At 29.3% G+C, this 17,873-nt stretch carries 18 protein-coding genes and 2 riboswitches; of the genes, 3 read left to right on the top strand and 15 right to left on the bottom strand.

The window, feature by feature from the left end:
• Window positions 1–94: 94 nt before the first annotated feature.
• From glpK to M2214_RS00950, 3 genes are all read right to left on the bottom strand, one after another.
• On the bottom strand, window positions 95–1,618 hold the full coding sequence (gene glpK / locus M2214_RS00960) for a glycerol kinase GlpK (RefSeq protein WP_248481785.1): 1,524 nt from the start codon (window positions 1,616–1,618) through the stop codon (window positions 95–97).
• A gap of 16 nt (window positions 1,619–1,634) precedes the next feature.
• Window positions 1,635–2,438, bottom strand: coding sequence for an MIP/aquaporin family protein (locus M2214_RS00955; RefSeq protein ID WP_248481783.1), 804 nt, complete (start codon window positions 2,436–2,438; stop codon window positions 1,635–1,637).
• Window positions 2,439–2,714: 276 nt separating this feature from the next.
• Window positions 2,715–3,269: a glycerol-3-phosphate responsive antiterminator gene (locus M2214_RS00950; RefSeq protein ID WP_248481781.1), complete on the bottom strand. Its 555-nt coding sequence runs from the start codon at window positions 3,267–3,269 to the stop codon at window positions 2,715–2,717.
• A 216-nt stretch (window positions 3,270–3,485) separates the two neighbouring features.
• Window positions 3,486–3,557: riboswitch (Fluoride riboswitch) on the top strand.
• Window positions 3,558–3,630: 73 nt separating this feature from the next.
• On the opposite strand from M2214_RS00950, the gene M2214_RS00945 reads away from it, so the two are divergent.
• Window positions 3,631–4,944 (top strand): voltage-gated chloride channel family protein, encoded by a 1,314-nt coding sequence (locus M2214_RS00945; protein ID WP_248481779.1) that lies wholly within the window; start codon window positions 3,631–3,633, stop codon window positions 4,942–4,944.
• A gap of 57 nt (window positions 4,945–5,001) precedes the next feature.
• Here M2214_RS00945 and M2214_RS00940 read toward each other — a convergent pair whose 3' ends face one another.
• A complete protein-coding gene (locus tag M2214_RS00940; RefSeq protein ID WP_248481777.1) occupies window positions 5,002–6,183 on the bottom strand; it encodes a cation:proton antiporter in 1,182 nt (393 codons plus the stop codon).
• Between the two features lie 392 nt (window positions 6,184–6,575).
• On the opposite strand from M2214_RS00940, the gene M2214_RS00935 reads away from it, so the two are divergent.
• On the top strand, window positions 6,576–6,746 hold the full coding sequence (locus tag M2214_RS00935) for a 4Fe-4S binding protein (RefSeq protein WP_099189927.1): 171 nt from the start codon (window positions 6,576–6,578) through the stop codon (window positions 6,744–6,746).
• Window positions 6,747–6,789: 43 nt separating this feature from the next.
• On the opposite strand, the gene M2214_RS00930 is transcribed toward M2214_RS00935, so the two are convergent.
• Window positions 6,790–7,419 (bottom strand): redox-sensing transcriptional repressor Rex, encoded by a 630-nt coding sequence (locus tag M2214_RS00930; RefSeq protein ID WP_248481775.1) that lies wholly within the window; start codon window positions 7,417–7,419, stop codon window positions 6,790–6,792.
• Between the two features lie 214 nt (window positions 7,420–7,633).
• On the opposite strand from M2214_RS00930, the gene abc-f reads away from it, so the two are divergent.
• Window positions 7,634–9,544 carry a ribosomal protection-like ABC-F family protein gene (abc-f, locus tag M2214_RS00925; RefSeq protein WP_248481773.1) on the top strand — a complete coding sequence of 637 codons (1,911 nt, stop codon included), beginning with the start codon at window positions 7,634–7,636 and terminating at the stop codon, window positions 9,542–9,544.
• Between the two features lie 66 nt (window positions 9,545–9,610).
• On the opposite strand, the gene tsaD is transcribed toward abc-f, so the two are convergent.
• The 10 genes from tsaD to M2214_RS00875 form a co-directional block, all read right to left on the bottom strand.
• Window positions 9,611–10,630, bottom strand: coding sequence for a tRNA (adenosine(37)-N6)-threonylcarbamoyltransferase complex transferase subunit TsaD (gene tsaD, locus M2214_RS00920; RefSeq protein ID WP_248481771.1), 1,020 nt, complete (start codon window positions 10,628–10,630; stop codon window positions 9,611–9,613).
• A 2-nt stretch (window positions 10,631–10,632) separates the two neighbouring features.
• Window positions 10,633–11,091 (bottom strand): ribosomal protein S18-alanine N-acetyltransferase, encoded by a 459-nt coding sequence (rimI, locus tag M2214_RS00915; protein WP_248481769.1) that lies wholly within the window; start codon window positions 11,089–11,091, stop codon window positions 10,633–10,635.
• Window positions 11,081–11,797, bottom strand: a complete 717-nt coding sequence (tsaB, locus tag M2214_RS00910) for a tRNA (adenosine(37)-N6)-threonylcarbamoyltransferase complex dimerization subunit type 1 TsaB (RefSeq protein WP_248481767.1) — start codon at window positions 11,795–11,797, stop codon at window positions 11,081–11,083. The genes rimI and tsaB overlap by 11 nt, the downstream gene beginning before the upstream one ends.
• The gene (gene tsaE, locus M2214_RS00905) at window positions 11,797–12,249 is read right to left on the bottom strand and encodes a tRNA (adenosine(37)-N6)-threonylcarbamoyltransferase complex ATPase subunit type 1 TsaE (RefSeq protein WP_248481765.1); all 453 of its coding nucleotides are present in this window, start codon (window positions 12,247–12,249) and stop codon (window positions 11,797–11,799) included. Before tsaE ends, tsaB begins: the two co-directional genes overlap by 1 nt.
• A gap of 114 nt (window positions 12,250–12,363) precedes the next feature.
• Complete coding sequence (locus tag M2214_RS00900; protein ID WP_248481757.1) at window positions 12,364–13,032, bottom strand: hypothetical protein; 669 nt, start codon at window positions 13,030–13,032, stop codon at window positions 12,364–12,366.
• Between the two features lie 170 nt (window positions 13,033–13,202).
• Window positions 13,203–13,739, bottom strand: coding sequence for a YcdB/YcdC domain-containing protein (locus M2214_RS00895; RefSeq protein WP_248481755.1), 537 nt, complete (start codon window positions 13,737–13,739; stop codon window positions 13,203–13,205).
• Window positions 13,740–13,848: 109 nt separating this feature from the next.
• A complete protein-coding gene (locus M2214_RS00890; protein WP_248481753.1) occupies window positions 13,849–14,625 on the bottom strand; it encodes a hypothetical protein in 777 nt (258 codons plus the stop codon).
• Window positions 14,626–14,721: 96 nt separating this feature from the next.
• The gene (locus tag M2214_RS00885; protein ID WP_248481751.1) at window positions 14,722–16,131 is read right to left on the bottom strand and encodes a sensor histidine kinase; all 1,410 of its coding nucleotides are present in this window, start codon (window positions 16,129–16,131) and stop codon (window positions 14,722–14,724) included.
• A gap of 5 nt (window positions 16,132–16,136) precedes the next feature.
• Window positions 16,137–16,799: a response regulator transcription factor gene (locus tag M2214_RS00880; protein WP_408648297.1), complete on the bottom strand. Its 663-nt coding sequence runs from the start codon at window positions 16,797–16,799 to the stop codon at window positions 16,137–16,139.
• 187 nt (window positions 16,800–16,986) lie between these two features.
• Window positions 16,987–17,589 (bottom strand): ECF transporter S component, encoded by a 603-nt coding sequence (locus M2214_RS00875; RefSeq protein WP_248481747.1) that lies wholly within the window; start codon window positions 17,587–17,589, stop codon window positions 16,987–16,989.
• An 89-nt stretch (window positions 17,590–17,678) separates the two neighbouring features.
• Window positions 17,679–17,795: riboswitch (FMN riboswitch) on the bottom strand.
• Window positions 17,796–17,873 lie beyond the last annotated feature (78 nt).

The raw sequence follows: 17,873 nt of genomic DNA, 5'->3' as shown, positions 1-17,873 counted from the left end.
AGACAGAGAGATAGCCCATATTAGGCTATCTCTCTTCTCCTTGCCTTAAACATTAAGTTTAAATTTATTTAATTAACTTAAGAAGTAGTATTTTTTATGCATTAGCCTCTTCAGCTAAATCTTCTTTTTCCCATTCCATAGCTCTTCTTACTGCTTTCTTCCATCCTCTATAAAGAGTACTTCTCTTTTCATCTTCCATATCAGGGTTAAATGTTCTATTTATAGCCCACTTCTCTTTTATTTCTTCTTTATCTTTCCAGAAACCTATAGCAAGACCTGCAAGGTAAGCTGCACCTAGAGCAGTAGTCTCTATAACTTCTGGTCTATTAACAGGAACATTTAATATATCTCCTTGGAACTGCATTAAGAAGTTATTAGCACAAGCTCCTCCATCAACTTTAAGTCCTTTAAGTTCTATACCTGAATCATCTTGCATAGCCTCTAAAACATCCTTAGTTTGATATGCTATAGATTCAAGAGTTGCTCTTACTAAATGCTCTCTTTTAGCTCCACGAGTAAGACCTACTATTGCTCCTCTTGCATACATATCCCAGTAAGGTGCTCCAAGTCCAGTAAATGCTGGAACCATATATACTCCATTAGTATCTTCAACTGATGTTGCATAGTACTCTGATTCTCTAGCATCATATATAACTTTAAGTTCATCTCTTAACCATTGAACAGAAGCTCCACCCATGAATATACTTCCTTCAAGAGCATATTCTACTTTACCATCTACACCCCATGCTATAGTAGTTAATAATCCATTTTTAGATGTAACTGGCTTTTCACCTGTATTCATAAGCATGAAACATCCAGTTCCATATGTATTCTTTGCCATACCTTCATCAAAACATGCCTGACCGAATAATGCAGCTTGTTGATCTCCAGCATCTCCTGCTATAGGTATTTGAGCTCCACCAAATGTATGCTCATCAGTAACTCCATATACACAGCTTGAAGGTTTAACTTCTGGAAGCATAGATGTTGGAATATTTAAAGCTTCAAGTAATTCATCATCCCACTTTAATTCTTTTATATTATAAATCATTGTTCTTGATGCATTAGTATAATCTGTAACATGAACCTTACCTCTAGTTAAGTTCCAAATTAACCAAGTATCTATATTACCAAATAATAAATCTCCATTTTCAGCTTTTTCTCTAGCTCCTTCTACATTATCAAGTATCCACTTAATCTTTGTTCCAGAGAAATAAGCATCAACTACAAGTCCTGTTTTATCTCTTACGCTTTCCTCAAGACCTTTTTCTTTTAATTCATCACATATATCGGCTGTTCTTCTACACTGCCAAACTATTGCATTATATATAGGCTTTCCAGTATTCTTATCCCAAACCACAGTAGTCTCTCTTTGGTTTGTAATCCCTATTGCTGCAACTTCTTCAGGTGATATACCTGTTTTTTCCAAAACTTCTCTGGCAACTCCACTTTGAGTTCCCCAAATCTCCATAGCATCGTGCTCAACCCATCCAGCTTTAGGATATATTTGAGTAAATTCTTTTTGAGATACACCTACTATTTTTCCATCTTTATCAAATAATATTGCTCTTGAGCTTGTAGTTCCTTGGTCTAAAGACATAATGTATTTTTTTTGCATAATAATACTTCCCCCCTTATGCTTTTTCTTCTAATTTTTTATTATTTTCAAAATAAACTCTTACTCCTTTATCATATACAAATCCACCAATTAATCCTCCTATAATTGGTCCTACAATCGGAACCCAGAAATAATTATTTACGCCTAATGCAATTTTGCCCCATCCAGATATCACAGCAAATAATTTTGGTCCAAAATCTCTAGCAGGATTCATTGCAAACCCTGTTAAACTACCAAATGAACCTCCTATTATAGCGATAGTTAAACCTATCATAACAGGTGCCAAATTCGATTTAGGTGCTCCTGAATTTTTATCATCTGTAACAGCAAATATTACCATAACTAAAAACATTGTTATAAATATTTCTACAACCATTGCTTCAAAGTTATTTAAATATGGTTTTGGATAAGTAGAAAATACACCTGCACTTGCTAAACTTTCAACACTTCCTCTTATAATATTATTAGCCTTCTCAAATTCAAAAAATGCATCTTTATACAATAAATATGTTGTCGCAGCTCCTGAGAATGTTCCTAAAACTTGAGCAACTATATAGCCTAATATTTTGCTTTTTGGGAAGTCCCTATACGCAGCTAAAGCTAGAGTTACCGCTGGATTTATATGAGTCCCTGATACTGCACCAGTTATGTATATAGCAATTGTAACCCCAAGCCCCCATATAATACTTATCTCCCATTGAGTAGCTGGCGCTCCATTTAAAACTAGTGATGCTACACAACCTGATCCTATAAATAGTAAAATCCATGATCCAATAAATTCTGAAATACATTCTCCTAAAAACGTTTTCCTCATTTTCATACATCCTCCTTTTTTTATTAAATATTTTTCCCCATCACGTCGAATTACATTTATGATATAACATCTATATAATTTTATATTATATACTTATCTATTAATATAACGATGTATCATATAACATTTTTAAACTCAAAAAAAGAGACAACTATAATATAAATAAATTTATTATTTATTATAGCTCTCTCTCGTCTCCAGCTTTTATTTATTAAATTATTGTATTTTTATTATAATTCAGTATTTTCTAAACGTCAATATTTTTTTGAAAATTCCATCAATTTACTCTTCCCATATACTTTGATTCGTAGTTGATATAGAAGATGCTCCACTTTTAAGAATTTCTATAACCTCTTCCTTAGTTTCAACAAGACCTCCTGATATAACCGGAATTTTAAGTTGAGAATTTACCTTTTTTATAACCTTTGGCATTATACCTGGCATTATTTCAACCGCTTGAGGTCTAACCTTCTTAATACTTTCAAGAGCACTATCTAAAGACATAGAGTCAAGTATAAAAAATCTTTGCACAGCTTTAATATTTTTATCTATAGCTCTTTTTATCATATTAACCCTTGTACTTATAATTCCTTCTACATTCATAGATCCTGCTATATAATCTATTATTATAGGGTTAGATGCAAGCCCTGTGATCATATCTAGATGAACAAAAACCTTTTTATTGTTTTTGTTTAAAAAATCAACCTTTTCTTTTAATGTAACCATATCTCCATATAATAAGAATATTATTTCACAGTCAGATTTTACTGCATCATGTAAGCCTTTATCATTTTTTACTGCTGCAATTATAGGATTGTATTCTAATAGATCTTTCAAATAGTTTCTCTCCTTTTTTATCCTGTTATTTGTATATACTTATTATATTTATATATTGAATAGTATATTACATTTACATATTATTTTTCAACATTTGTTTAAAATTTATCATTTTTTCAAAGTTTTCGATTTTTCTCTCTTTATTTTAAACATATATGTTAACTTTAATTTTAGATTGTGTTTTAAAAATGTATATGGTATACTTTATATATACTTTAAATATTTGGGAATGAAGTTTCCCTTGGATTATCCTAAACCACCATTACGGTTAATAACTTCTACAAAACCTTTGTTTTGTAGAAGTTTTTTTTATGCATGAAGTAAATTCTTTTATTCAAAATAATTTTATGGAGGGTATTTTATGAAAGAAACACAAACTCATTTTAAAAAATTGTTATCATATTTTTTTGATACTAGTAGTATTAAATTCTTAACTAAATGGACTTTCATGTCTTCCTTAGTTGGAGTTTTAAGTGGATGCTTATCAGCTTTTTTTCTTATAAGTTTATCAAAAGCCACGAGTTATAGAGTGACTCATCCGTACATGCTGTTTTTACTTCCTATTGGAGGAGCTTTTGTGAGTTTTTTTTATAAAAAATATGGTGAAAACAGTTTAAAAGGTAACAACTTGATACTAGAGCAAATACAGATTGGACATCAAAAAAATGAAAATGTACCTCTTATAATGACACCTCTTGTTTTGTTTGGAACAGTAGTGACTCATTTATTTGGAGGATCTGCAGGAAGAGAAGGTACAGCAGTTCAAATGGGTGGAAGTATGGCAGAGTTAGTAGGTAAAATATTCAAGGTTGATTCTATGGATAGAAAAATATTGCTACTTTGTGGTATAAGCAGTGGATTTGGATCTGTTTTTGGAACACCGCTTGCAGGTACTGTATTTGCTATGGAAGTTGTAGCAATTGGAGAAATGCAGTATTTTGCATTTATACCTTGCTTTATATCAAGCTTTGTATCAAACTTTGTAGCCCTAGCTTTAGGAGCTACTCACTCTCACTATGAAATGATTCAAGTACCAGATATGACTTTTATAGTTATATTAAAAATAATTATAGCATCTATATGTTTTGGTCTTTGTAGTATATTGTTTAGCGAATTAACTTCTACATTTAAATATTTATTTAACAAGTTTTTTGAAAATCCTGTTTATAAAAGTGCTTTTGGTGGATTAATAGTTATAATTTTAGTTTATGCTGTTGGAACCAAGGATTATATAGGCCTTGGTCTTCCTATGATTTCTAAATCTTTAACTGAACCAGTTTCTTCATTTGCATTTTTTTGGAAAACATTGTTTACATCTATAACACTTGGTTCAGGATTTCAAGGCGGAGAGGTTACTCCTTTATTCTATATAGGTTCAACACTTGGAAATGCACTTGGCCCAATACTTAATATATCTCCATACTTCCTTGCAAGTTTAGGCTTTGTGGCAGTTTTTTCTGGCGCTACTAACACTCCTCTAGCTTGCTTTATAATGGGACTTGAGTTATTTCACGGAGAAGGCGTAATATTTTTATTCATAGCTTGTATGGTAAGTTATTTATTCTCAGGACATCACGGAATATATAGCTCCCAAAAGATTTCAACTCCTAAGTATCCATGGATTAGCATTGACGAAACAGAGAGTTTATCTACTATAAAGCAAAAGTCAGTTTAAAATATTTTAATCAAAATTTATTACCTAGATTTTATACAAATAAGATCTAGGTCTTTTTTACTCTTGAACTAACAACCGCTTAGAAGATAACTTAATCCCCAACGCCCCAATAGGTGCTGTAAATAATATTGCAAGAACCCCTATTGCAAGTATTACATCTCCTGATTCAACTCCTAATGCTAATGGCATTCCAGCTATTGCAGCTTGTACCGTTGCCTTTGGTGTATATGATATAACACAGAATAACCTTTCCTTGTAGTTTAAATTCGTTCCATTAACTGAAATCAAAACACCTATGCTTCTTACTAAAAGCCCTATGCATATTATAATAATACCGTTAAAACCAGATTCAAATGCTACTGATGTGTTTACTTGTGCTCCCACTAGCACGAATAGAAATATTTGTGCAAATAACCATATATGATTGAATCCATTTGATATTATTTTAGATAACTTTGGTGATTTCTCTCTTATTATAAATCCCATGGTCATAACTCCAAGTAACGAAGCTATTTCAATTGTATCTTTTAAAACATCTTCCAAAGTTGTAAGTAATATAGCTACACCTAGAACTATCAAAACCTTTTTTGTATCATGTATATCGTAGATTTTGAGTATTTTAATTAGTATTATACCTATTATCAATCCAAGTAATATTCCAAGCAGTATAGACACAGGTATTCCAAGTAACTTCATAGTTATATTTATATGAGATCCTGAGTATAGTCCTAAGAATGTAGTAAATATAGTTATCGCAAATACATCGTCTATAGATGCTCCAGCTACTATTAGTGTAGGAATCCCCTTGTTAGTTCCAAGTTTGTTATTCATCAGCTCTAACATTTGAGGCACAACTACTGCTGGAGATACGGCTGCTATTATAAATCCTAATATACCTCCTTGTATAAATGAAAATCCCAACATTTTGGTAGATATAAATGCTATTGTAAACCCTTCCATTATTCCAGGTATACATGACAATTTAGCTGCACTCACACCTACTCTTTTAAGCTCCCCAGTGCTAATACCAAGTCCAGCACGAAGAAGTATAACTATAAGTGCTATCTTTCTCAAATCAGAAGATATATCTAAAACTCTATTGTCTATTATATTAAGACTATACGGTCCTATCACCATTCCCAAAATCAACATCCCAAGTAATCCTGGAAGTTTTATTTTCTCAAATAACTCATTCATTAAAAGACCTAATATTATAATTAAAGCTAAACTACCTGCCATTTTGATTACCTACCCTTTCCTATTCTTTACTTATTAACATTGTCCATATATAGATTTTTTTATACTTTTACATACAGAAATACTCCTATAGATATTAATATCTATAGGAGTATTTAGCATTTGAGTAGTTAAGGCGAACTCCATCGCCTATATCCTTCTTTTATTTATTGCATTTTTCATTTTTTATTTTAGAGAATTTTCATAAAATTCATTCTAGAAACTTTTTTCGCGAACTTAAACAGTATACGTTTTCCTATCGATCTCAAATTACAAAAAAATATGTTTAAAAACATACTTTATGTGTATAATAGTATTGTTAGCAGTTGTTATTTTTCTATATTTCTGCTATAATCAAATAGAAAATTATAAATTTTTCAGAGGAGGAATTTAAAATGGCTTACAAAATTAATGACGCTTGCATAAGCTGTGGAGCTTGTGAACCTGAATGTCCAGTTAGCTGTATATCAGCTGGAGATGACGTATATGTTATAGATGCTGATACTTGCATCGATTGTGGAGCTTGTGCTGGAGTATGCCCAGTAGATGCACCAAACCCTCAATAATACATAATAAAGAAGCTATCATTTGATAGCTTCTTTGTTTTTTCTAACTATTTTTTTCATTAAGTAAATAAGATAGAGTATATAGACTCTCAGTTAAGTGAACATTTTCTACTACTACATTTTCTGGTAAAACTAAATCCACTGGTGCAAAATTCCATATGCCACTTATTCCTGATTCAGACAATCTATCTGCTATGTCTTGAGCGCTCTCCTTTGGAGTACATATTACAGCTATTTGAATATCATTTTGTTTTATATATTCTTCTACGTCATCTATATCGAATATTTCTAAATCCCTTATCTTAAGACCTATAAGTCTAGGATTAGCTTCAAATAAAGCTTTTATTTCAAATCCAGACTTTTGAAATCCAGCATAATTTGCAATAGCCTGCCCTAAATTACCAGCACCTACTATTATAGTATTATACCCTTTATCTACACCTAATATTTTTCCGATTTCATTGTATAGTTCTTCAACATTATATCCGTACCCTTGTTGTCCAAATCCCCCAAAGTTATTCAAATCTTGTCTTATTTGAGAAGCTGTAAAACCAATTATTTCACTTAATTCTTTAGATGAAATTCTATATATATCTCTATCTAATAAGTCTCTTAAGTATCTATAATATTTTGGTAATCTTCTTATTACAGCCATCGAAATCTGTTTAGACATCCCTTCACCTACTTTGTATATAGTTTCTTTTGATATAATTATAACAAACTATTTCCCGTCTGTCAATTTTCATACTTACTATTATATCACAATTTTTGTCGATTAATACATATTTTTATCGACACCTCATAATCAATTATACAAAACTTGATTATATCTTATTTAAACTTTATAATTTTACTTAGCATTTGTTTTAAATTAGGAGGTTATAAATATGATTGTTCTATCTTGCAATAATATAAGTAAAAGTTTTGGAATAGATTGTATATTAAAGAATATAAGTTTTACAGTAAATGAAGGAGATAAAGTTGGTATCGTAGGAATCAATGGGACTGGTAAAACTACTTTATTTAAAATACTATCAGGTGAATATTCTTATGATAATGGAGATATATACTCATCTAAGAATACTGAAATAGGTTATTTAGAGCAGAATATGAATTTTGAATCTAAAAACAATATATTAGATGAGGTTTTAACAGTTTTTAATGATCTTATAGATATGGAACAGAACCTTCGAGATATGGAGGCTAATATATCAATTCAAAGCGAAAAAGCTGAACCTAAAGAGCTTGAAAAATTAATGAATGAATACTCTCATAAACTAGAGTTATTTTCTGATAAAAATGGTTATGGTTATAAGTCAGAGGTAAAAGGTGTTCTTAAAGGACTTGGTTTTTCCGATGATGATATGGACAAAAATGTTAATATATTGTCAGGAGGAGAAAAGACTAGAGTACTTTTAGCTAAGCTTTTACTTAAAAAGCCTACTCTACTTTTACTAGATGAGCCTACCAATCATCTTGATACCGATGCAGTGGAATGGCTTGAATTTTTCTTAAAGCAGTATAAAGGAACTGTCCTTATAATTTCGCATGATAGATATTTCTTAGATCAAACTGTTAATCGAATATTTGAACTTCATCACAAGACTTTAAGTGCATATAATGGTAATTATTCTGAGTTTGTAGAAAAATCTAAAATAGAAAAAGAAATAGAACAAAAAAAATATGAAGATCAACAAAGAGAAATTAAAAGACAAGAAGATGTTATAGAGAAATTAAAATCATTCGGAAGAGAAAAACAGGTTAAAAGAGCTAGAAGTAGAGAAAAAGCTCTTGATAAAGTAGATGTTCTAAAAAAGCCTGACGCCGCTGCTAAAAAGGCTCGCATTAGATTTGAGCCATGTGTTACTAGTGGAAATGATGTATTATCTGTTGAAAATCTATCTGTTGGATATGATGATAATGCATTGTTTAAAAATGTTGACTTCAATATATATAAAGGTGAAAAAGTAGCTCTTATAGGACCTAATGGTATAGGAAAGTCTTCTTTATTCAAGGTTTTGATGAATAACTTAGACCTTATAGATGGAAATTTTAAATTGGGTAAAAATGTTAATATAGGTTATTTTCATCAGGAGCAAAAGACTCTTAATTTAGATAATACTATAATTGATGAAATTTGGAATGAAAATAAAGCACTACAACAAAGTACATTAAGGACTATGCTTGCAGCATTTTTATTTGAAGACGAAGAGGTATTCAAAAAGATATCAACTCTAAGTGGAGGAGAGAGAGCTAGAGTCGCTCTTTTAAAGCTTATGCTTTCAAAGTCTAACTTTTTACTTTTAGATGAACCTACGAACCACTTAGATATTAACTCTAAGGAAGTATTAGAGGAGGCTTTATCTAATTATGAAGGTACTTTATTTGTTATTTCACATGATAGATATTTCTTGAATACTGTTGTAGATAAAATACTTCTTCTAGGCGCAGACGGAACAAAAGAGTATCTAGGTAATTACGATTATTATATAGAAAAGAAAAAGCAATTGGAAGAATCTGAAATTGAAGTATCTGAAGAAAAAACTAAAACTCAAATAAAAGAAGAAAAAAGAAAAGAAAGAGAAAAGAAAGAATCTGAAAAAAAGCTGAGGATTCAAAGACAAAACATCGAGAAAGAAATAATGGAAATTGAGTCCGAAATAGAAAATCTAAATGAACTTATGTGTCAAGAAGATGTGTATTCTAATCCTGAAAGATCAAAAGAGGTTACATCTAAAAAATCTGAACTTGAAGGGAAACTTGAAAGTTTATATGAATTATGGGAAGGGCTTATGTAATAAGCCCTTCTTTATTCTATAAGAAATTATATTATTTTTGAGCTATGAGGTAGCATAAAGAGGATTTTATTTTTGTCCAAGTTTTAAGTTTGGAACTGCATTTAAACTAAGGTCATCTACCTTACCGTTTATATAATCATAATAAGCTGCACATCCTATCATAGCAGCATTATCTGTGCATAAATCTAAAGATGGATATTTAACATCTATATTATATTTTTTGCATTCATTTACTAACATTTCTCTAAGGCCAGAGTTTGCTGCCACTCCTCCAGCTAAAACTATTTTGTCATAACCTTTTTCCTTAGCTGCTTTTATAGCTTTGTTTGTAAGTACTTCTACAACACTTTGCTGGAATGATGCTGCAACGTTTTCAACCACTATGTCTTCATTCTTCATTCTTTTGGCATTTAGGTAATTTAAAACTGATGATTTAAGTCCACTAAAGCTAAAATCGTAGCTATCATCTTCTAAGTATATTCTAGGAAATTTAATGCTATCCTTGTTTCCTATCTTAGACAATCTATCTATTATCGGTCCTCCTGGATATCCAAGCTTCATTGCGCTTGCTATCTTATCAAATGCTTCACCAGCTGCATCATCTCTAGTTCTTCCAAGTATCTCGTATTTACCATAGTCTTTAACCTCAGCAAGATGAGTATGTCCACCAGATACTATAAGGCATATAAAAGGAGGTTCTAGCTCTTTATCTTGTATAAAGTTCGCACTTATATGACCTTCTATATGATTAACTCCAACCAGTGGTTTATTTAGTGCAAATGATAAGGCTTTTGCAGTAGATAGTCCAACTAATAAAGCTCCTACAAGCCCCGGTCCATGAGTTACTCCTATTATATCTATATCATCAAATGTCATATTTGCCTCATCTAAAGCACTTTGAATTACTGCATCTATATTCTCTACATGCTTTCTCGATGCAACCTCCGGAACTACTCCTCCGAATTTTTTGTGAAGATCTATTTGAGTTGCAACTATATTAGATATAACTTCTCTTCCGTTTTTAAGTATAGCGGCAGAAGTTTCATCACAACTACTTTCTATTGCTAAAGTTATTATATCCTTCATATTTACTCTCCTTTTTCTATATCTTTCCACATAATAAGTGCATCTTCCTGAGTATCAGTGTAATATCCAGGTCTTATACCCGATAATTTAAAACCGTATTTTTTATATAAATTAATAGCCGTATCGTTTGATTTTCTAACTTCAAGAGTCATAGACGCTATATTACTTTCTCTGCATTCATCTATTAAAGCTTTAATTATTTTATTGCCATATCCTAGACCTCTATGTTCAGGATGTACAGCAACATTTGTTATATGCCCTTCATCTACTATTAGCCATATTCCTGCATATGCTACTATTTTAGAATCCTTTTCTATTACTTTGTACCTTGCAAGTTTGTTTTTAAGTTCTTTTTGTAATGAATGCTTCGTCCATGGCGAATGAAAACAAAGCTCTTCTATTTCAACTAAATCGTCTATATCTTTTTCTTGTAAATTTCTTACTACTATATTATTTTCCATCTTCCTTTAACCTCTTCATCTTTTCTTCATATTGAACCTCTGCTTGAGATTTTCTTATATAATAAGGTACTACTTCGTAATGAGTTTTTGTATCACCTTTTTTAAACTTTTCAATACCTATTTCACATATACTAGATGCTCTTGATGATCTATGAGAATTAGGAGCTATATATACGTTATCTATATTTTCAAAAACCTCTTTATGTAAATCTGCACCTTCTCCAACTAATACAAATTCTTCTAATGATGATTTAAATTCCTCGACTAAATCCTCTATTTTTTTAACATCTATATCTTCTACCTTTAGTAAGGAATCTTTATCCCAAGAATATTTACAAGTATAAACCTGCTTTTTCTGTGCATCTATCATAGGACATACAGTTTTATTTGTCATACTCATATTAAATGCAAGTGCTTCAAGTGAATTTACAACAACTACAGGTATGTCTCTTACGTGAGCTATAGCTTTAGCTGTGGCAACTCCAATTCTAAGACCTGTAAATGAGCCAGGACCTATACACACTGATACTAAATCTATATTATCAGCGCTAATTTCGTTTAGTTTAAACATATTCTCGATTATAGGCATGAGTTTTTGTGAATGTGTTTTATTGTTATTTATAGTGTATTCTGATATTAGTTTATCATCTTCCATAATAGCAACAGATGCAGCTTTTGAAGATGTGTCAATTCCAAGTACTTTCATTATTTAATTATCTCCTTTACTATGTTTTCGTAATGTTTTCCATGAGGAGTAATTATCATTTCTCTACCCTCATCTTTGTAATTAAGTTCTATATTCATATATTCATCTGGAAGTATATCTTCTATTAAATTAGCCCACTCTATAATACATATCCCATCACCGTATAAATACTCTTCAAATCCTATCTCATACATATCTTCACTAGATGATATTCTATAAACATCAAAATGGTAAAGAGAATATTTCCCATCATATTCATTTACTATAGTAAATGTAGGGCTTGTAATATAATCATCTACTTCAAGCGCTCTAGCTATACTCTTTGTTATAGTAGTTTTTCCAGCACCTAAATCTCCTATTAAACAAACTACATCACCTTTATTTAAAAGTTGTCCTAATCTATATCCAATTTCACTAGTTTCTTGTTCATTCTTTAAATATATCTTTTCCATGTTTTTGCTCCTATCCAACCTTAGTTTTGACCAAATAATTACTATGCACCTTATTATATCAAAAAACACTAAAAATTATAATAATACAAAAAAACAGAAGATATTATCTTCTGTTTAGTTAAGCTCTATTCCAGAGTTTGGTGTAATCTCATTTGCAATTATAGCTTTACCTTCTATTTTCGTTCCAGGTTTTACTTCTGATTGTACAGATGGATTAGATGGATAAGTTTTTCCATCAAATTTCATTTGAGCATAAAAGCTTTCAATTCCTCCACCTGATACGTACATTAATATATCATTCCATCCATTAGTTTTATTGTCACTTATTATTATAGGTGTCCTAACTAATGAAAATTTTGATACTAAGTTGTAATTATTATCAAATAGTAGTCCAGTTCCTCCGCCACTACCTGAGACGTATGATCCATATAATACTGTAAATATTTCTTCTTTTTTATCTCCATTAAGATCCACTTTGTTGTAGTAGTATTTTACAGGTCCATATGTCTCTTTATCATATTCTGGCATAGTCTTATGTATTGCCTCTTCCAATTTTTCGTCTCTATTTGTTTCATAATCTACATATTTTAAATTAGATAAGTCAATTCCATCAGATTCATTTACATTAGTATTAATTTGTGCATTTTCTGACTCTTCATTTTGAGACTGCTCAACTTCCACTTGATTTTGTTCTGTATTTGAAACATCATCTTTTGCACATGCTGACAGTCCAACTACACATAACATAATTAATAAAGTACTTTTAAATTTTTTCATATTCATATGTTCCTCTCCTTTATTGTATTGTTAATAAATGTATTCAACATCTTAATTATACTTATTTTTTTGATTTATATAGTTACAAAAAGGTTACAAAAAACTAGTTTCTAATTTACTATAACAAAGAAGTAGGTTTCAACCTACTTCTTTATACTTATATTGTTTTAATTCACTTATTTCTTATCTTCAACCTCTAAAACAAATCCGCATACCTTTTTAGTTTCACTATCTATATTAATATATATAACTTTATCTTTACCTGTTTCTTCATCTTTTCCATATGTAAAATCAAAATCTCCATCATTCCCGATTCTTGTGAAATTTATTTCTTCATCCTTATTTGCAAAATGTTTCTTAATAAACTCTGTTGCTATTTTTTTACCTTCTTCTTCGTCTAAAATAGAAGAAGTTTCTTCAGTACTTCTATAAAATATATCCTTAAGTTGTCCATTTTCTGTTAGACATGCATAATATTCGATATTAGATTCAGTATCTGCATATACTGTAATCCAATATTTATTACTATTCATATATTCAGTATTATCCATAATTTCTTTAATATCTAGCTTTTCATTAAAATATTTCTCAAATGAAATTTTAACAGTTTCCGCAACTTTTTCTTTTTCTACATCACTACTAGTTGTTCCGCATCCTACTAAAGACAATATTAATACACTTAAAATAGTTAATATAACAAACCTTAATTTCATAATCTTATTCCCCTCTTTAAGTTTTATAATAATTGTAAGGATATTATGTGTATTTAAAATTACATAATATCCTTATTCTCCTAAATGTAACTAAGTTAAAACCTAATTGCTAAATATCATTTTTTATATATTCTCTTTCTGCTCCATATCCTACAGAGAAATATGTTACTTTACCTGAGTTTCTATCAATAACTAGATTAGCTTTTTTAGACGAATCATTAGCATCTTGATAGAAAAACATTACTGTATCTTCCACATCATAATCAGCATCATTATGGTTTTTATATTCTGATTTTCCAGTAAGTTTCATATCTTTTATATTATCTAAATTGTTTTTAACTATAAAATCTTCTGCTGTTTTCTTCGCTTGTTCAATGCTAACAAAATTTTCTGGTTTTATTTTGTTTAAATCAACTTGTGTCTCATATATAACACTTAATATTTCTTTTGATTGATCATCAAAAGTCACAGAATACAGTTCATCATCCGAAATCCATGCCATACTTATTGTTCCAAACTTAATTTTGTTTTTCTCTTCTTCTAAATCTCTTATAAATTGTTCATCTTCTTTGAATTTACTTTTAGAATTTTTTATAAACTCAATTGTATCATTTATACCCGAAATTTGTTCTTCTAAGCTTTCCTCTGTATGCTTAAACTTTAATTTATTAAAATTTGGTGACTCTCCATAATATTTTTTTATTGCTTCCATGGCTACATTATTTAAATCTTTATTTTTTATTTCTTGACTTTTTTCTGCATAAACTACACCTGTTTTTAATACATTTAATGAAGCATTATTTTGTGCAAGGTTATAACAATTATATCCTCCACCAGCTAAAATTCCTGCTAATAAAATTCCCGTTACTATTTTTTTACCTTTCATATTTAATTACCTCCACTTTATTTATGATTTTCTTAACTTAAGTATAGATACTAAATATCATAGAGATTTTATAAAGTTGTCAAATAGTTGTAATCTTTATCTAAATATTATTTTTATAATTGTTCCTTTTCCAAGCTTACTTTCTATTTCAATATTTGAATTATGAATATCAGCTATTTTTTTGCATATAGAAAGTCCTAATCCCGCACCATTATTTTTTCTAGTTCTTGACTTATCAACCATATAAAAAGGTTCCATAACCTTGTCTAAATGTTCCTTGTCCATGCCTACTCCATTATCTTTTACTTCAATAATAGTTTTATCTTCATTTTTATATACACTCAAATAAATATTAGAATTTTTTTCACTAGCCTTTATTGCATTATCTACTAAGTTAGATAATAGTATTTTCATTAAATCTTTTTCTATTAACAGTTCACAATCTTTACCTTCAATTATTAAATCTATTCCTCTTTTATTTAACTTAGGACGCAAAGAACCTCTAACATCATAAAGTATATTCATTATCTTTTCATATTTCAAATCAAAATCATCGACTTTAAGCAGTATTAAATCCATCATCTTAAAAGATAACTGTTCTAATCTTTTTCCTTCTTTATAAATAAAATCTACTGATTCAAAAAATATCTCTTCACTTACCTTTGTTGTCTTAAGTAAATTTGCATATCCTATTATAGATGTCAACGGAGTCTTAATTTCGTGAGTTAGGTTATCTATAAATCTTTGCTTTTCATTATTATTTCTTTCAAGCTCATTTATTTTTTCTTCAATAGCATTAGCCATTATATTAAAATTATTAGACAAAATTCCTAATTCATCTTTAGAAATTGTCTCAACCCTTTCATGATAATTCCCTTTGGCTATGCTCTTAGTCGATCTTGTTAAATCATTTATTGGCTTAGTTATAAATTTGCTTATACTATACATAATAGCCGCAAAAATAAGACAAATATTTGCTTCAAATTTAAAGAAAAATTTATATTGATTTTTTCTTTCTTCATATATGTGAGAAATATTTCTTGAATATGATAACTTAAAACTTCTATTTCCTATATTCATAGCCCCTGCCACAAAAAGATAGTATTTATTGTCTATATTTCTTATAATATATTTTCTTTCATTTAGAACAAGACCATTTAATTCATCTCTTTTACTAGGAAGATTAAAATTTAAATTTGTAAAAAAAGTATTATTGTTCATATCTAAAATCTCAATATAAATTTCCTCTTCATTAAAATCTTTTAAATATTTATTTGTAACTTGATTTACAAAATCATTTATATCATTATTGTTTATTTGTAAATTATATTCTGAAAAATTCATATTTAATATATATGAAATGCTTTTTTGTTCACTTAAACCTCTTTGAACTTCTCTATTCAATGTTTCATTATGAATTTTTTCTATTATAGTAATACCTGCTATATTAAAGGTTAATAAAAATGCTATAAAAAAAAGTATATATATTTTCTGCCATAGCTTCATTTAACTTAATCCTCCAGTCTATACCCAACTTTATAAACAGTTTTTATATTTTCCATAAGATCTAATTTTTTCCTAATTTTTTGTATATGGGTATCTACCGTTCTTGTTTCTCCAAAATACTCATATCCCCAAACACTTTCTAATATTTGCTCTCTAGAAAAAGCTGTATTTTTATTTTTTAACAATAAGACTAACAATTCAAATTCTTTTAATGTTAAGTCAACTATTTCATTATTCTTTTTAACTATTCTATCTTCTAATAAAATAGTTAAATTCTTGAAATTAATAGTATTATCATTTTTTCCATATCTTCTAAAAACAACTTCAATTCTCGTAAGAAGTTCAATTGCCTCAAAAGGCTTTACAATATAATCTTCTGCTCCTAATTTAAGTCCATTCACTTTATCCATAACAGAATTTTTAGCCGTTAGAAATATAACTGGTATATCTAAATGTTTTATTTTTTGTAACAATGAAAATCCATCTATATTAGGAATCATCACATCTAAAAGTATTAAATCAAAACTTTTATTTTCTATTTTATTAAGTGCTTCTAATCCATCATAAGCTTGATCTGTTTCATAACCAGTTATATCCAAATGAACTTTTATTAAATTAGATATAGCTAATTCATCTTCTACTATCAATATTTTTTTCAAATAAATCACCTCATTCTTATATTCATATTTATATAAATATTATCATTTTATAAACACGTTTTACTTAATAAAAAAACATTCGTAAAAAAATAAGAATACAGAAAATCTGTATCCTTACTTTTTAAATTCTTTATCATTTAAATATATAACATTAATTTTATATATCTGTTACAAACTTGTAAAATAGTTGTAAAATCTACTTTATTATGCAAGAAACCTTCTTATACAATACGGCTGTAGCAACAGACATTACAATACCTTTAAATATATTAAAAGGTACTACTCCATAGTATATTAAAGTCTTAACATCTACTATATTCTTGTTTACAACAGTTCCCATTTGAACTATTGCATCTATTGGAAACATATTTGCATAAAACGGAATAAGCAGATATTGATTAGCTAAAGCTCCAACTATACTCATCCCTATTGTTGCTATTAAGCATCCAATTATAGCATTTTTCTTCGTCTTTCTAAGGTGATATATTCCAGATGATATAAATACGAAAGCTCCTCCTATTAGAAAGTTAGCTATTTCTCCAACACCACCTGTATCAGTTTTTGTTACAAAGTGTAATAGATTTTTTATAAGTTCTATAAATAGCCCAGCAACTGGCCCTAGAGCAAATCCACCTATTATAGCTGGCATATCAGAAAAGTCTAATTTTAAAAATCCTGGTGCAAATACTATTGGAAATTCAATAAACATTATCAAGTATGATATAACAGATAGAATAGCTATTTTCACCAATACAGGTGTAGTAAATAAATTCTTTTTTGTAGTAGCTTGATTGTACATATTTATACCTCCTAACAATAATAAAAGCCTGAAGAATATTCTTCAGGCTTGATAATCAAAATAGATACAGATATGTATACACACTCTCTTCTCATCTTCTTTCATCCAGACTTTACTGTCGGCCTTGGAATCTAACCAAGTCTGCCATAAAATGGCTCGCGGGCTTTACCGCCGGTCGGGAATTTCACCCTGCCCTGAAGATTATCTTCATATTTTTTTAATTTTAATTTATAATATTATATTAATACTTTTCTAATAGTTTGTCAAAATAATTTTATACATAT

The organism is Tepidibacter aestuarii (assembly GCF_934924865.1).
Taxonomy (GTDB): domain Bacteria; phylum Bacillota; class Clostridia; order Peptostreptococcales; family Peptostreptococcaceae; genus Tepidibacter_A; species Tepidibacter_A aestuarii.
The sequence above is the reverse complement of the archived record's forward strand: the minus strand, read 5'-3'. Positions and strand labels throughout refer to the sequence as shown.

Excerpts from the sequence above, each read along its gene's own strand:
- M2214_RS00900 (WP_248481757.1), bottom strand. The coding sequence starts at position 13,032 with ATGAATATGAAAAAATTTAAAAGTACTTTATTAATTATGTTATGTGTA.
- tsaB (WP_248481767.1), bottom strand. The coding sequence starts at position 11,797 with ATGAAAGTACTTGGAATTGACACATCTTCAAAAGCTGCATCTGTTGCT.
- M2214_RS00890 (WP_248481753.1), bottom strand. The coding sequence starts at position 14,625 with ATGAAAGGTAAAAAAATAGTAACGGGAATTTTATTAGCAGGAATTTTA.
- M2214_RS00875 (WP_248481747.1), bottom strand. The coding sequence starts at position 17,589 with ATGTACAATCAAGCTACTACAAAAAAGAATTTATTTACTACACCTGTA.
- M2214_RS00930 (WP_248481775.1), bottom strand. The coding sequence starts at position 7,419 with ATGTCTAAACAGATTTCGATGGCTGTAATAAGAAGATTACCAAAATAT.
- tsaE (WP_248481765.1), bottom strand. The coding sequence starts at position 12,249 with ATGGAAAAGATATATTTAAAGAATGAACAAGAAACTAGTGAAATTGGA.
- M2214_RS00955 (WP_248481783.1), bottom strand. The coding sequence starts at position 2,438 with ATGAAAATGAGGAAAACGTTTTTAGGAGAATGTATTTCAGAATTTATT.
- M2214_RS00895 (WP_248481755.1), bottom strand. The coding sequence starts at position 13,739 with ATGAAATTAAGGTTTGTTATATTAACTATTTTAAGTGTATTAATATTG.
- M2214_RS00945 (WP_248481779.1), top strand. The coding sequence starts at position 3,631 with ATGAAAGAAACACAAACTCATTTTAAAAAATTGTTATCATATTTTTTT.
- M2214_RS00885 (WP_248481751.1), bottom strand. The coding sequence starts at position 16,131 with ATGAAGCTATGGCAGAAAATATATATACTTTTTTTTATAGCATTTTTA.
- glpK (WP_248481785.1), bottom strand. The coding sequence starts at position 1,618 with ATGCAAAAAAAATACATTATGTCTTTAGACCAAGGAACTACAAGCTCA.
- tsaD (WP_248481771.1), bottom strand. The coding sequence starts at position 10,630 with ATGAAGGATATAATAACTTTAGCAATAGAAAGTAGTTGTGATGAAACT.
- rimI (WP_248481769.1), bottom strand. The coding sequence starts at position 11,091 with ATGGAAAATAATATAGTAGTAAGAAATTTACAAGAAAAAGATATAGAC.
- M2214_RS00935 (WP_099189927.1), top strand. The coding sequence starts at position 6,576 with ATGGCTTACAAAATTAATGACGCTTGCATAAGCTGTGGAGCTTGTGAA.
- abc-f (WP_248481773.1), top strand. The coding sequence starts at position 7,634 with ATGATTGTTCTATCTTGCAATAATATAAGTAAAAGTTTTGGAATAGAT.
- M2214_RS00940 (WP_248481777.1), bottom strand. The coding sequence starts at position 6,183 with ATGGCAGGTAGTTTAGCTTTAATTATAATATTAGGTCTTTTAATGAAT.